Genomic DNA, 12,767 nt, shown 5'->3' on the forward strand with positions numbered 1-12,767 from the left:
GCCTGCCCGGGGCTCATTCTTCCTCAGGCTTCTCCGGAATCTCCAGCACGGATTGCGGCCCCTTCTTCGGCTGGCGGTATTTCTGCCAGCCGAAGCGGCGATTATCGCCCGGACGCAGGCGCATATCCTCGCGCAGCGCCGTGAAGGGCAGGCTCGCCGGGTCGGCCACCACGGGGCCGGGGGCGGCCGCCACCAGCACGCTCGCCGCGATCGGCTGGAAATGCGCGCGGAAATGCACGCTGGACTTCACAGCCACGATCTTCTGCGCCGCCGGGTCCACGCCCAGTTGCAGGAAGATGGACTGGTCATGCGCCTGCATCTTGCGGCTGACGATGACGACGCGCACGCCGCCGATGCGCAGCAGCGCCGAGGGGCCGAGATCCGCCGGGTTGCCCTTGCCCATGGGGCCGGTCAGCGTGAAGCGGCCGTCGCCGAGCTTCTCCACCACGCCGGTCACGGTCAGCGGCGCGCCATCGCTCTTGCCGCCGAGCTCGAGCGTGATGGTGGCCCCCTCGCCCGCCGCATGGCAGGCTGCGGCACTCTCGGCGTCGTTCATCGGCGCCAGCACCGCGCCTTGGGCATCCTGCGCGATGAGTTCGGCGAGCAGGCCGGTCGTGTCGCCATGGCCGCCGCCGCCCGGATTGTCCTGCGTGTCGGCGATCATGATGGGCTTGGACCCGAGGCGCGGATCGCCTCGGCCACGGCTTCGGCCGCCGGCTGCACCGCACCGGCGAAGCTCGCCTCGCGCGCGCGGATCGCCTTGGCCAGCGCCTCGGCGGCGGCCGATGCGGCCTCCGGCGTCTCGGCATAGGCGGCGATGGCCTGGCCGCAGCCCGGGAAATCCGCATAGGGGAAGCCGAAGCAATAGGCGAGCTCGACGATGCCTGCCTCCAGCTCCGCGCGCTGGCTCATGACACCCGCCATCGGCTCCACCATCGTGCATTGGCTGGTGATGGGGATGAGGAAATCGAGTTCCTGGAAGGCCATGGCCCAGGGCTGGCCGCGCTTGATGCGCTGGATCAGCAGCGCCATCGCGCGGGTGCCCACCGCCAGCATGTCCACATGCGGATAGGTGCGATAGGGCACGATCACGTCGGCCAGTTCCGCCATCTGCCGCGTCATGTTGGCATGCGGGTCAAGCGTGATGGCAAGCGGCATGGCGGGCCCGACCACGGCGCGCACGCGGCGCATCAGCTCGCCCTCGGCATCGGGGTAGTCATCGCTCACCATGGCGCCGTGCAGGTCGAGGAAGACGCCATCCACCGGCGCTTCCTCCATCGCGACCGAGAGCGCGTCCAGGATCATCGCGCTGATCCGCTCGAAGGCCTCGCGCGTCACGGGGCCGGCCGGGTTGGCGAAGCACCAGCCGAGCGGCGCGATGCTCGCACCCTGCTTCATCGCCTCCGTGATGCCGCCCCAGGCGCAGGTGGAGGTGCCGCGCAGCCCCTCCATCATCGCGGCAGGGCGTTGCAGCGCGGGCAGCCCGCCCGGCGTCAGGAAATTCGCCCATTCCGTCGGGCGAGGGGCGAAGGAATGGCTCTCGTGCAGAAAGCCGGCGACGGCGATGCGCATGTTCAGAAATCCATGTTGTGGCGATAGAGATCCATGATCCGCGGCGGGACCGTGACGCTGCCCTCGCGCACGGCGCCCAGCCGCAGGGCGACGCGGATGGAGGCGTCATTGGCGGGTTCGATGCAACTCACAAGCCGCGTGAAGCCCAGATTATCCCGGGCGTGCCGGCGGATGGCGCGCGCGGCCTCGGTGGCGTAGCCCTGGCCCTGATGGCTGGGCAAGATGGTCCAGTGGATCTCGGGCTCGGGCCAGGCTTCGGGGAACCAAAGCCCAGCCTGGCCGAGCACGGCGCCGCCCTGCCTCGCCTCGATCACCCAGATGCCATAGCCGCGCAGCACGCGGTGGCCCGCATACATGGCCATGCGGCGCCAGGCATCGGGGCGGCCCATCGGCCCCCCCACGAAGCGCGAGGCCTCGCTCGCCCAGAATTCGGCGAAGGGCTCGAAATCCGCGGCGCGGAACTCGCGCAGCGTCAGCCGCTCGCTGGTGAGGATGGGCGTCAACGCGCCGTCTCCAGCACCGCCTCGGCCAGCACGCGCAGCCCCTTCTCCGCCCATTCGCGCGAGATGGATTCGCTCGGGTGGTGGCTGATGCCGCCGTGGCAGGGGATGAAGAGCATCACCGCCGGCATGCGCGCGGCGGCGTGATAGGCGTCATGCCCGGCACCCGAGAGGATGTCCCGGTGGCGATAGCCGTGGCGGTCGGCCGAAGCGCGCAGGCGCTGGGCCAGCGCGCCGTCGAAATGCACGGCGGCGAAGCTCCAATAGGGCTCGCGCTTGACCGTCAGGCCACGCCGCGCCGCGATGGCGGCCATGGCGGCGTCGGCCTCGCCGAGCAGTTGCGCCAGCACGGCGTCCGCGGGGTGGCGATATTCGAAGGCGAAGCGCACCTGGCCGGGCACCACGCCATCGGCGCCGGGGTCCACCAGGAAGCGGCAGACCGTCATCCGCGCCTCGGGCGCGATGCGATACAGCACCGCCTCGCCGGCCGAGATCATCTCGGCCGCCGCCAGCACGGCGTCGCGCCGCATCTCCATGGGCGTGGTGCCGGCATGGCTCGTCTCGCCGGTGACGGTGACCAGCGCGCGCTCGGTGGCGAAGCCGCCGGTGACAATGCCGAGGTCGAAGCCTTCCGCCTCCAGCACCGGGCCCTGCTCGATATGCGCCTCGAAATAGGCGGCGGCGTCCTGCAAGGCCACAGGGTCGGCAGCGCCGGCCCAGCCGGTGGCGGCCAGAGCCTCGCCATAGGGCTGCCCGTCATCCAGCGCCGGGCGGGCCAGCACCTCCGCCTCGCTGAGGATGCCCATGGCGCCGGCCGCGCCGATCATGGAGGGGCTGAAGCGGCAGCCCTCCTCGCTCGTCCAGTTCACCAGGATGATGGGTGCTTCCGTCTCCGTGCCGCTTTCATGCAGCGCGTGCAGGATCTCGAGGCCCGCCAGCACGCCATAGGGCCCGTCGAACTTCCCGCCCGTGGGCTGCGTGTCGAGGTGGCTGCCGACCAGCACGGGCTTGCGCCTGGGGTCCCTGCCCTCGCGCCGCAGCGCCATGTTGCCGAGGCGATCCACGCTCAGCGTGAGGCCGATCTCCGCCCCCCAGCGCGCCAGCAGCGCCCGGGCCTCACCATCCAGCGCCGAGAGCGCGGGCCGGTTGTTGCCGCCGCCCGGAATGGGACCGATCGCCGCCATCTCCATGAGCCGCGCCCAGAGGCGCTCGGTGGAGAGGGGCAGGTTCACGGGCGCACCAGCCCCGCGGTGGCGAGTGCGGCATCGGCCAGCACCAGCATGCCCGCCGTCGCCCATTCGGGCGTGATGCTCTCGGCCTCATTGTGGCTGAGGCCGCCATGGCAGGGGCAGAAGACCATCACCGTCGGCACGCGGCGCGCCATGTAGACCGCGTCATGGCCGATGCCGGTCGGGATGTCGCGCCACTTGAAGCCGCGCGCCGTGGCACTCTCCCGCGCGCGCTGGATCAGCGCCGGGTCGAAGGGCGTCAGCGGCGAGTGCCAGAAGCGCGTGACGGTGATCTTCACGCCGCGCGCGATCGCGATCTCCTCGGCGCGGGCGCGCAGCTTCGTCTCCATCTCTTCCAGCGCCGCCGGGTCGCCATGCCGCATGTCGATGGTGAAGAAGACACGGCTGGGGGCGATGTTGCGGCTGGAGGGATAGATCTCCGCCACACCCACCGTGCCGCGCCCCTTCTCGCCCGAGGGGGCGAGGGTGGTGAGGGCGATCTCCTCGACCGCACTCATCAGCGGGGCCGCGGCCATCAGCGCATCGCGCCTGCCGGCCATGGGCGAGCCGCCATGCGCCTCCTCGCCTTCCACCACCACCTCGAACCAGGTCTGCCCCAGCGCATGGGTGACGACGCCGACATCCAGGCCCGCATCCTCCAGCAGCTTGCCCTGCTCGATATGCAGTTCGAGGTAATGGCCCACCTTCTGGAGATCCGCCGGATCGGCGGCGCCCTGCCAGCCGATGCGGCGCAGCTCCTCGCCGAAGACGGCGCCGTCCTGGCTCTGCTTCGCCAGGATCTCCGCCTCGGTGAAGATGCCCATGGCCCCCCCGCTGCCCATCATGGGGGGCGAGAAGCGCGAGCCCTCCTCATTGGTCCAGTTGATCAGCAGCAGCGGCGCCTCGGTCTCGGCGCCGGCCTCATGCAGCGCCCGCATGATCTCGAGCCCGGCCAGCACCCCCAGCACGCCGTCGAACTTGCCGCCCGTGGGCTGCGTGTCGAGATGGCTGCCGATGGCGACGGGCGGCAGGCTGGGATTCCGCCCCTCGCGCCGGAAGACCATGTTGCCCAGGCGATCCACCGTCATGGTCAGGCCCGCGGCTTCGGCCCAGCGCTGGAACAGCGCGCGGCCCTCGGCATCCACATCGGTCAGGGTCTGGCGGTTGCAGCCACCCTTCGCCGTGCCGCCGATCTGCGCCATCTCCATCAGGCTGTCCCAGAGGCGGGCGCCGCTCAAGGGCAGGTTATGCATGTTCCACTCCACACCACTCGGCCATGGTCAGCGCGATGCTGCGCGTGATGCCATGGATGCTCTCGATGCCGACACTCTCGTCAATGCCATGGATGTCCTGCGCATCCGGCCCGAAGACCGCGCAGGGCGTGCCCTGGTAGAGCACGAAGTGCCGCCCATCGGTCAGGCCCGTCGCCGGATAGTCGCGCAGCGTGCCGCCGGTCACCTCGGCGTAGCTGCGCTGGGCCAGCGCGCTGATCGCCGTGTCCTTGGGAAACACGCAGGCATCCGCGAGAAAGCCCTTGAACTCCAGCTTCACCTGCGCGCCGCGCAGCCGCTCATGGGTCGCGGCCTTCGCCACCAGCGCCTCGATATCGGCCTTGGTCTGCCGCGCCGAATAGCCGAGCATGACGCCAACCCGCAGCCCGATGCGGCAGCGCGTGGCGACGGAGGAGTTCCACTCGCCGCCCGTGATGGTGCCGAGATTCACATTCACCGGGTGGTTCACGCCATGGAAGGCGGCGTGGATGTTCTCGCCCCGGTTCCGCTCGGCCTCGTAATCCTTGAAGGCGCCGGCGATGATGTTGGCCGCCTCGATCGCGTTGATGCCGGCCTGCATGTCCCGCACATGGGCGGGCCGGCCGCTCACCGTCACCCAGGCCCAGACCACGCCGACCTCGGCCGTGTAGAGCGCATCGAGGCCCGGCCCGGGCTCGGGGATGATCACGCCATCCGCCTTGGGCAGCGCCAGCATGGTGGCGAGGGCGCCATTGCCCGTGCATTCCTCCTCGATCACCGCCTGCATCTGCACCTCGGCGGCGGGTTGCAGTCCGGCGCGCTTCAGGGCGGCGAAGGCCATGGCATAGCTCACGATGCCCGCCTTCATGTCGCCCGCGCCACGGCCGAACACACGGCCGCCGCGGATGCTCGGCGCATAGGGCGGCGTCTCCCACATGTCGGCGGCCCCCTCGGGCACCACATCCACATGGCCCTGCAGCACCAGGCTGCGCCCCTTGGCCGATTTCGGCCGATGGATCGCCGCCACATTGTCCCGCCCCGCATAGTCGATCAGCGGCGGCGAGAAGCCGGGATGGTCGGCCAGCTTCGCGGGGTCGGTCGCGATGCGCTGCGGCGCGAGGCCCAGATGCCGGTAGAGCCGCTCCATCTCGTTCAGGGCGGAGGCTTCATTGCCCAGGGTGGAGGGGCAGCGGACCAGGCGGAACAGCCAGTCCAGGGTTTCCTCGCGCAGCGAATCGCAGGCGTCGAGGATGGCGCGTCGCGCGCCGGCATCGGGCATTGTCATGCCCGCAGCATGGCCAGGGGTGATGAAGGTTGTCGAGGCCCCGCGCCCGCGCTTCACTCAGGTGCATGAAGGCCTTCCATCACCCGGACGAGGCGCTGCATGCGCCGCAATTCTTCCTCATGCGCGGCCAGGTCCGCGCCAATTACGAGGTGCCGGCCCGCGCCGCCTCGCTGCGCACGGGGCTGGATGCGCTCGGCCTCAAGCCTGACCTTCCGCCGCCCGCGCCGCGCGACGCGCTGCTGACGCTGCACACGGCCGAATACCTCGACTTCCTGGAGCACGCGGCCGCCGAATGGGCCGCGCTGCCGGAAGCCGGGCGCGAGATCGTCGCGAACATCCACCCCACGCCCGAGATGCTGGCGCAATCGAGCCGCAAGCCCGCGCACATCATCGCCCGCGCCGGCGCGCATACGGCCGACACCGCCTGCCCCATCGGCCCCGGCACCTGGACGGCCGCGATCGGCGCCGCCGGCTGCGCGCTGGCGGCGGCCGATGTGGCGGCCCAGGGTGGCGTGGCCTATGCGCTCTGCCGCCCGCCCGGCCACCATGCCTATGCCGCGCGGGCCGGCGGGCATTGCTACGTCAACAACAGCGCGCTGGCCGCCCAGCGCCTGCGCGATGCGGGGGCGAAGCGCGTGGCCGTGCTGGACGTGGACAGCCATCACGGCAACGGCACCCAGGGCATCTTCTGGGAGCGGGATGACGTGCTGACCGTCTCGCTGCATGCCGACCCGGGTCGCTATTACCCCTGGTATGTCGGCTTCGCGGAGGAGACGAGGGCAGCCAATCTCAACCTGCCGCAGCCCTTCGGCACGGGCGACGAAGCCTGGCTCGCCGCGCTCGACCACGGCATCGCCGCCATCCGCGATTTCGGCGCGGAGGCGCTGGTGGTCCCCCTCGGCTTCGACGCCAGCGAGTTCGAGCCGCTGGCCGCGCTGAAGGTGACGGCCGATGGCTTCGCCCGTGCGGGTGCGGCCATCGGCGCGCTCCGCCTGCCCACCGCCATCTGCCAGGAGGGCGGCTACAATGTGGACATCCTGGGGAGCCTGCTCGAACGCTTCCTGACCGGCTTCGGAGACGCGCGATGAACCCCCTCGTGCTCGACACCCATATCGACATCCGCTGGCCCGAGACGCCCGATTGGCTGAGCGAGACCGGGCAATGCGTGGACCTGCCCAAGATGCGGCGCGGCGGCATGAGCGCGGCCGTCTTCATTGCCTATGTCGGCCAGGGGGCGCGCGACCATGCGGGCCATGCCGCGGCCGGCGCGCGCGCGGAGGCCATGCTGCGCCACATCCGCGCCCGCGCCGATGGGACCGCCGCGCGCTTCTGCGCGACGCCGGACGAGCTGGAGGCGAGCTTCGCCGCCGGCATCCCCGCCGTGCTCTCGGCCGTCGAGAACGGCTATGCCATGGGCCATGACCTGGGGCGGATCGCGCAATGGCGGCGGCTGGGCGCCATCTACCTCACGCTCACGCATGACGGGCACAATGCCCTGGCCGACAGCGCCCGCCCCCGGCGCAACCTCAATGATTCCGAGACCGAGCATGGCGGGCTCTCCGCGCTCGGCCGCGCCGCCATCGCCGAGATGAACCGTGTGGGGCTTATGCTCGACTGCTCCCATGTGTCGAAGGCCGGGATGATGCAGGCGGCGGAGCTTTCGCGCACGCCCATCGCCGTCACCCATACGGCCTGCGCGGCACTCTGCGCCCATCCGCGCAACCTGGATGACGAGCAGCTCGACATGATCCGCGCGGTGGGCGGCGTGGCGCAGATCACCGCCGTCGCCTCCTTCCTCAAGCCCGCCGGCCCAGGCGGCGTGACGCAGGCGAGCGTCGCCGACCTCGTGGACCATGTGGAGCATGCGATCCGCCGAATCGGCCTCGACCATGTCGGCATCTCGTCGGATTTTGACGGCGGCGGCAGCGTCGCCGGCTGGTCCAGCGCGGCGGAGACGCCGAACATCACGGCCGAGCTCATGAAGCGCGGCTATGGCGCGCGCGAGATCGGGCTGCTCTGGTCGGGCAATGTCCTGCGCGTCTGGCGCCAGGTGCTGCGCGGCGCCGCGTGATGCGCGCGGCCGTCGCCCTGCTTCTGGCCGGGATCGGCACGGCCCAGGCAGCCGCCCCGGATGCCGCCGCGCAATACACCTCCGATGCGCGCCTCTGGGGTTCGGTCAGCCGCGAACAGACCGTGGGCACGGCTGCCATCACCGCCTATTTCGTGCGGACGCGGCCGGGCGCTGCGGGCATCGACGTGCGCTTCGGCGATTTCGCCCTGCGCGAGCTGGCGCCGGGCCTGGCCGTCGCCTCGGGCCACTACACCTTCCTGCGCCGCGCCGCGGATGGGATGATGAGCGAGGAGCCGTCCCGCTTCAGCATGGTGATGATGCGGGGGCCTGATGGCCTCTGGCGCATCGCCGACCATCACTCCTCGCGACTGCCCCGGTAATCGCGACAGTTCAGGGGGCGCTGCCGAAGATCCGCTGCAGCACGCGGTCGCCCACGCGCAGGTTCAGCCGCTCGGCCGTGCCACCGGGCACCTCGATGGTGGCGCGCACCGGGCCGCGGCTGTCGATGGTCGCGAGGCTCTGCGGCACCGCGCGCTCATGGATGCGATGGATCCGCCCATCAGCGGCGACGAAGAGCATGTCGAGCGGGATGAGCGTGTTGCGCATCCACATGCTGCTTTCGCGCGGGGCGCCCCAGTCGAAGATCATGGCCTCGTCCGGCGCCATGGTGGTGCGGAACATCATGCCGACCATCTGCTCATTCGGCTGGATCGCCATCTCCGCGCGGAAGGCGTGGCGCGTGCCATCCCGCGTCACGATCACCATGGGCTCTTCCGCGAGGCGCGGCTGCGGGCGGTCCACGCCGGGCTGGGCGGCCGCGAGCGTGGGCATCAGGAGGGCGAGGGCGAGCAGGAGGCGCTTCATGCGGGGCATCATGCCACAGCTTCCAGCCCCTGGGCGAGAAGGGCCCGAACCTCCTCGCGGATCGGTCCCTCGCGCGGCTCATCGGCCAGGGTGGTGAACCAGTGCTCCGGCGGGTTGCGGCCGGCGGCGCGGTGGAAGGTGAGCGCGCGGAGCACCGCCTCGGCGGACTCGGGCAGGCGCGCGGGCACGGGCAGGGCGTTCAGCGCGGCCCAGCCCCGCGCCCAGCAGCGCGCGACGGTCCAGGGGTTGTAGCCGCCGCCGCCCAGCAGGATGAAGCGGGGCGCCGCATCCTTCACCGCCGCGATGAACTCGGCATGCGCGTTGTTGGAAAGCCCGAGACGCGCCAGCGGGTCCTCCTCGAGCGCATCCGCCCCGCATTGCAGCATGACCGCCTCGGGCCGCAACCGTGCGATCAGCGGCAGCACGAACCCATGCAGCAGGGCGCGCATCTCGCTGTCGTTGAAGCCGGGCGGCACGGGCAGGTTCAGCGCATGCGGGGCGGCATGCGCGGCGCCGCTGAAGGGCCAGCGCCCCGCCTCATGGATGGAGAGTGTCGTCACGCGCGGCTCGTCGCGGAAGGCGATCTCCACGCCATCGCCGTGATGCGCGTCGATATCGAGGTAGAGGATGCGGCTGAGCCCCTGCCCCCGCCATTCCATCAGCCCCAGCACGGCATCGTTCACGTAGCAGAAGCCGCTGGCGCGATCCCGCATCCCGTGATGCGTGCCGCCGCCCGGCACATGCACGACGCCGCCCGCCTCCGTCAGACGCGCGGCCAGGATCACGCCCCCCGCGCTGGTCGCCGGGCGGCGGAACACCTCGCGATAGACCGGATTGCCATCGGCGCCGATGCGGTAGCGCTCGCGATCCTCCGCATCCACGCCCTGCGCCGCCTCCGCCCGCTGGAGGGCCGCGATGTAGCCCGGATCATGGAAGCGGGTGAGCTGCTCCACGCTCGCCATCGGGCTGTCGAGGTATTGCACCGGGTCAAGCCAGCCCAGCGCGCGGATCAGGTCGAGCGTGGTGGAGACGCGCGGAATGGCGAGCGGGTGCTTCGGGCCATAGGTGGAGCGCCGGTAGACCTCGGAGCCGATGAGCAGGGGTTCAGCCATGCCGCCTCGCGCGAAAAGGAAAGGCGGTGCGTAACAAGAGGGCGCGGCCGCGTTTTCCGCATATGGACACCCCACACATGACGGCAAGCCTGGCCCAGGCCTGCACGCGGCGGGCCGGGCGGCCCGGTGCGCTGCTCGCGGCGATCCCGCTGGTCCTCGCCTGGGTGGTGACCGGCCCCGTCTTCGGCTTCCCCAACACCTGGCGGCTCGTCATCAACTCGCTCACCTCGGCCGTGACCTTCGTCATGGTCTTCCCGATCCAGAGCGCCCGGAACCGCGACACGGCCGCCATCCAGCTCAAGCTGGACGAAGGGATCCGCGCGACCCATGGGGCCCAGGCCGACCTCATGACACTCGAGCGGGAGAGCGAGGAGACGCCCGAGCGGGTCCAGGCGGAACTGGCCCAGGGGCGGCCGGAGGGCGACTGCGGGGAGCCGCCGCCCGGCCGCGCCAGGGGCGCTACTGCGGCATCGCCGTCGGAATGATCGTCCGCACCAGGCTCGCATCCAGCTCCTCATACTTGTGGTAGCCGATGGTCTCGTAGAGCTCCGCACGCGTCTGCATCCGGTCCACCGCCCCCTGCGCGCCGCCCTCCGACGCGATCTGGGCGTAGAGCTGATCCCAGGCCTTGGCCGCGATGCGCAGATGCGTCACCGGCCAGATCACCATGTCATAGCCCAGCGCCTGGAACTCCTCCTTGGTCAGGAAGGGCGTGCGGCCGAACTCGGTCATGTTCGCCAGCAGCTTCACGCCGGGCATGCGGGCGCGGAACTCGCGGAACATCTCCACCGTGGTCAGCGCCTCGGGGAAGATCGCATCCGCGCCGGCATCCAGGTAACGCTTCGCGCGGGCCACGGCCGCATCCATCCCCTCGCTCGCCACCGCATCGGTGCGGGCGATGATGTAGAGGTGGCGGCGGGCGCGATGGGCGGCGGCGACCTTGGCGCACATCTCATCGGCGCTGGCCAGCTTCTTGTCGTTCAGGTGGCCGCATTTCTTGGGCAGAAGCTGGTCTTCCAGGTGCACGGCACCCGCTCCCGCATCCTCGAAGGCGCGCACCATGTGCATGACGTTCAGCGCCTCGCCATAGCCGGTATCGCCATCCACCAGCAGCGGCAGGCCGGTGGAGCGCGCCACCTGGCGGATGAAGAAGCAGACATCCTCGATGGTGATCATGCCGAGGTCGGGCAGGCCCATGGAGGCGGACATGGCAGCACCCGAGAGATACAGCGCCTCGAAGCCATGCTTCTTTGCGAGCAGCCCCGCGATGCCAAGGTGCGCGCCCGGCATGCCCAGGATCTCGGGGCGGTCCAGCAGGGCGCGGAAGCGCTCGCCGGCGGGTTGCGTGGGCAGATCGGCGCCGATCACATAGGGCATGGGTTTGGCCTTCCTCTAACGGTTGGCCCGAGCTTAACCCGGCCCCGCCGTCAGAAGAAGATGAGGGTGACCAGCACGAACAAGGGCAGCAGGAAGATCGCCGCCCAGCCGCAATAGCCGAAGAAGGAGGGCATGCGGACGCCGTTCTCCTCGACGATGGCCTTCACCATGAAGTTGGGCGCATTCCCGATATAGGAGTTGGCCCCCATGAAGACCGCGCCGGCCGAAATCGCCACCAGCGTCGCCGCCCCCTGCGTCATCAGATAGGCCGGGTCGCCGCCGGCCATGTTGAAGAAGACGAGGTAGGTGGGCGCATTGTCCAGGAAGCTCGAAAGCACGCCCGCCATCCAGAAATAGACCCAGGGGATGGGCGCGCCCGACGCGTCGGAGGTGAGGGCGACCAGGGCCGCGGCCGAGCCCTCCGGCCCCGCCTTCAGGATGGCCAGCACCGGCCCCATGCAGAGGAAGATGGCGGCGAAGAGCTTCGCCACCTCCGCCATGGCGCCCCAGGCGAAGCCATTGGCCTCGCGCAGCGCGTTGGAGGTGATGAGCATGGAGACGAGCGTGACGCCCAGGAAGATGCCGATGGCGACGATGCGCTCCAGCCCCACGCTCTCGGTCAGCACCTGGACGTCGCCCGGCTTCCAGACGCCCTGGAGCAGCACGCCCAGCACGACGACGCCGATGAGCCACACATTGGGCCAGCCCTCGATGCTGAGCTTCTCGCGCGGGGCGGTGTCCGCGGGGCGCTTGGGTTCGCGCGCGTGGAGGATGCTGTCCAGCGTGTAGAAGATGCCGAGCAGGATCAGGGCGCAGAAGAGGAAGGGCAGGAAGAGGTGCGTCGTCGGCCAGAAAAAGGAGACGCCCTTGAGGAAGCCCAGATAGAGCGGCGGGTCGCCGATCGGCGTCAGGCTGCCGCCGATATTCGACACCAGGAAAATGAAGAAGACGAAGATATGCACCTTGCGCGTGCGGTGCTGGTTGGCCCGCAGCACGGGCCGGATCAGCAACATGGAGGCGCCCGTCGTCCCCATCAGGCTCGCCAGCACCGTGCCGATGGCCAGCAGCGCCGTGTTGGTGGCGGGCGTGCCCACCAGCGTGCCGCGCAGCAGCACCCCGCCGCCCGTCGTGTAGAGGGCGAGCAGCAGAACGATGAAGGGAATGTATTCCTGAACCAGGACGAAGACCACCTCCTGCCCGGCCATGGCGGGCCCGAAGACGATGAGGAAGGGCAGCAGGAAGATCGCCCCCCAGAAGGCCGCCACCTTGCCGTAGTGATGGTGCCAGAAGCCCGGCGTCAGGATGGGCATCAGCGCGATGGAGAGCAGGATGCCCACGAAGGGCAGCGTCCAGACCAGGCCCAGTTGGCGCCCGTCGATGGCCGCGGCCTCCGCCGGGAGGGCGAGGCAGGCCAGGAGGAAGACGAGGGTCGCAGCGCGCAAGATGAAGCTCCCGACAGGGTGATTAAGGTCTTTTCCCGAATGAACCGCCCCCGTCAATGCGCGTT

Annotated in this window: 14 protein-coding genes; 4 read left to right on the forward strand and 10 right to left on the reverse strand. The window is 70.3% G+C overall.

From position 1 onward, the window contains the following. Window positions 1-13: 13 nt before the first annotated feature. Genes ACQ860_RS03185 through ACQ860_RS03210 form a run of 6 tightly spaced genes read right to left on the reverse strand, consistent with a single transcriptional unit; the run spans window position 14 to window position 5,836 of the window. On the reverse strand, window positions 14-664 hold the full coding sequence (locus ACQ860_RS03185) for an MlrC C-terminal domain-containing protein (protein ID WP_431301962.1): 651 nt from the start codon (window positions 662-664) through the stop codon (window positions 14-16). After that, window positions 661-1,572 carry a M81 family metallopeptidase gene (locus ACQ860_RS03190; RefSeq protein ID WP_431301963.1) on the reverse strand — a complete coding sequence of 304 codons (912 nt, stop codon included), beginning with the start codon at window positions 1,570-1,572 and terminating at the stop codon, window positions 661-663. Before ACQ860_RS03190 ends, ACQ860_RS03185 begins: the two co-directional genes overlap by 4 nt. A gap of 2 nt (window positions 1,573-1,574) precedes the next feature. Continuing rightward, window positions 1,575-2,075 carry a GNAT family N-acetyltransferase gene (locus ACQ860_RS03195; protein ID WP_431301964.1) on the reverse strand — a complete coding sequence of 167 codons (501 nt, stop codon included), beginning with the start codon at window positions 2,073-2,075 and terminating at the stop codon, window positions 1,575-1,577. Next, window positions 2,072-3,304: a Zn-dependent hydrolase gene (locus ACQ860_RS03200; RefSeq protein ID WP_431301965.1), complete on the reverse strand. Its 1,233-nt coding sequence runs from the start codon at window positions 3,302-3,304 to the stop codon at window positions 2,072-2,074. The genes ACQ860_RS03195 and ACQ860_RS03200 overlap by 4 nt, the downstream gene beginning before the upstream one ends. After that, complete coding sequence (locus tag ACQ860_RS03205) at window positions 3,301-4,554, reverse strand: Zn-dependent hydrolase (protein WP_431301966.1); 1,254 nt, start codon at window positions 4,552-4,554, stop codon at window positions 3,301-3,303. The genes ACQ860_RS03200 and ACQ860_RS03205 overlap by 4 nt, the downstream gene beginning before the upstream one ends. Next, complete coding sequence (locus ACQ860_RS03210) at window positions 4,547-5,836, reverse strand: ArgE/DapE family deacylase (RefSeq protein ID WP_431301967.1); 1,290 nt, start codon at window positions 5,834-5,836, stop codon at window positions 4,547-4,549. The genes ACQ860_RS03205 and ACQ860_RS03210 overlap by 8 nt, the downstream gene beginning before the upstream one ends. Window positions 5,837-5,901: 65 nt before the next feature. Between ACQ860_RS03210 and ACQ860_RS03215 the strand changes: the two genes are divergently transcribed. Genes ACQ860_RS03215 through ACQ860_RS03225 form a run of 3 tightly spaced genes read left to right on the forward strand, consistent with a single transcriptional unit; the run spans window position 5,902 to window position 8,287 of the window. Continuing rightward, entirely contained in the window at window positions 5,902-6,924 is a 1,023-nt protein-coding gene (locus ACQ860_RS03215) for a histone deacetylase family protein (protein ID WP_431301968.1), read from the forward strand. Then, window positions 6,921-7,907 (forward strand): dipeptidase, encoded by a 987-nt coding sequence (locus ACQ860_RS03220; protein WP_431301969.1) that lies wholly within the window; start codon window positions 6,921-6,923, stop codon window positions 7,905-7,907. Before ACQ860_RS03215 ends, ACQ860_RS03220 begins: the two co-directional genes overlap by 4 nt. Then, entirely contained in the window at window positions 7,907-8,287 is a 381-nt protein-coding gene (locus ACQ860_RS03225; RefSeq protein ID WP_431301970.1) for a hypothetical protein, read from the forward strand. The genes ACQ860_RS03220 and ACQ860_RS03225 overlap by 1 nt, the downstream gene beginning before the upstream one ends. Window positions 8,288-8,297: 10 nt before the next feature. On the opposite strand, the gene ACQ860_RS03230 is transcribed toward ACQ860_RS03225, so the two are convergent. Together ACQ860_RS03230 and ACQ860_RS03235 are read right to left on the reverse strand one after the other, a co-directional pair. Next, complete coding sequence (locus tag ACQ860_RS03230) at window positions 8,298-8,771, reverse strand: DUF192 domain-containing protein (protein WP_431301971.1); 474 nt, start codon at window positions 8,769-8,771, stop codon at window positions 8,298-8,300. 8 nt (window positions 8,772-8,779) lie between these two features. Beyond that, window positions 8,780-9,883, reverse strand: a complete 1,104-nt coding sequence (locus tag ACQ860_RS03235) for an acetoin utilization protein AcuC (protein ID WP_431301972.1) — start codon at window positions 9,881-9,883, stop codon at window positions 8,780-8,782. Between the two features lie 77 nt (window positions 9,884-9,960). On the opposite strand from ACQ860_RS03235, the gene ACQ860_RS03240 reads away from it, so the two are divergent. Continuing rightward, window positions 9,961-10,368: a low affinity iron permease family protein gene (locus ACQ860_RS03240; RefSeq protein WP_431301973.1), complete on the forward strand. Its 408-nt coding sequence runs from the start codon at window positions 9,961-9,963 to the stop codon at window positions 10,366-10,368. Here the strand turns inward: ACQ860_RS03240 and prpB are convergent. Then, window positions 10,343-11,260, reverse strand: coding sequence for a methylisocitrate lyase (gene prpB, locus ACQ860_RS03245; RefSeq protein WP_431301974.1), 918 nt, complete (start codon window positions 11,258-11,260; stop codon window positions 10,343-10,345). The genes ACQ860_RS03240 and prpB overlap by 26 nt on opposite strands. 50 nt (window positions 11,261-11,310) lie before the next feature. Next, window positions 11,311-12,702, reverse strand: coding sequence for a sodium:proton antiporter (locus tag ACQ860_RS03250; protein WP_431301975.1), 1,392 nt, complete (start codon window positions 12,700-12,702; stop codon window positions 11,311-11,313). Window positions 12,703-12,767 lie beyond the last annotated feature (65 nt).

Source organism: Sediminicoccus sp. BL-A-41-H5 (genome assembly GCF_050632405.1).
Classification (GTDB): Bacteria; Pseudomonadota; Alphaproteobacteria; order Acetobacterales; family Acetobacteraceae; genus Roseococcus.

Bases quoted from the DNA above. Each gene is read 5' to 3' on its own strand.
- ACQ860_RS03185 (WP_431301962.1), bottom strand. From the start codon at position 664: ATGATCGCCGACACGCAGGACAATCCGGGCGGCGGCGGCCATGGCGAC.
- ACQ860_RS03190 (WP_431301963.1), bottom strand. From the start codon at position 1,572: ATGCGCATCGCCGTCGCCGGCTTTCTGCACGAGAGCCATTCCTTCGCC.
- ACQ860_RS03205 (WP_431301966.1), bottom strand. From the start codon at position 4,554: ATGCATAACCTGCCCTTGAGCGGCGCCCGCCTCTGGGACAGCCTGATG.
- ACQ860_RS03210 (WP_431301967.1), bottom strand. From the start codon at position 5,836: ATGACAATGCCCGATGCCGGCGCGCGACGCGCCATCCTCGACGCCTGC.
- ACQ860_RS03215 (WP_431301968.1), top strand. From the start codon at position 5,902: ATGAAGGCCTTCCATCACCCGGACGAGGCGCTGCATGCGCCGCAATTC.
- ACQ860_RS03220 (WP_431301969.1), top strand. From the start codon at position 6,921: ATGAACCCCCTCGTGCTCGACACCCATATCGACATCCGCTGGCCCGAG.
- ACQ860_RS03225 (WP_431301970.1), top strand. From the start codon at position 7,907: ATGCGCGCGGCCGTCGCCCTGCTTCTGGCCGGGATCGGCACGGCCCAG.
- ACQ860_RS03230 (WP_431301971.1), bottom strand. From the start codon at position 8,771: ATGAAGCGCCTCCTGCTCGCCCTCGCCCTCCTGATGCCCACGCTCGCG.
- ACQ860_RS03235 (WP_431301972.1), bottom strand. From the start codon at position 9,883: ATGGCTGAACCCCTGCTCATCGGCTCCGAGGTCTACCGGCGCTCCACC.
- ACQ860_RS03240 (WP_431301973.1), top strand. From the start codon at position 9,961: ATGACGGCAAGCCTGGCCCAGGCCTGCACGCGGCGGGCCGGGCGGCCC.
- prpB (WP_431301974.1), bottom strand. From the start codon at position 11,260: ATGCCCTATGTGATCGGCGCCGATCTGCCCACGCAACCCGCCGGCGAG.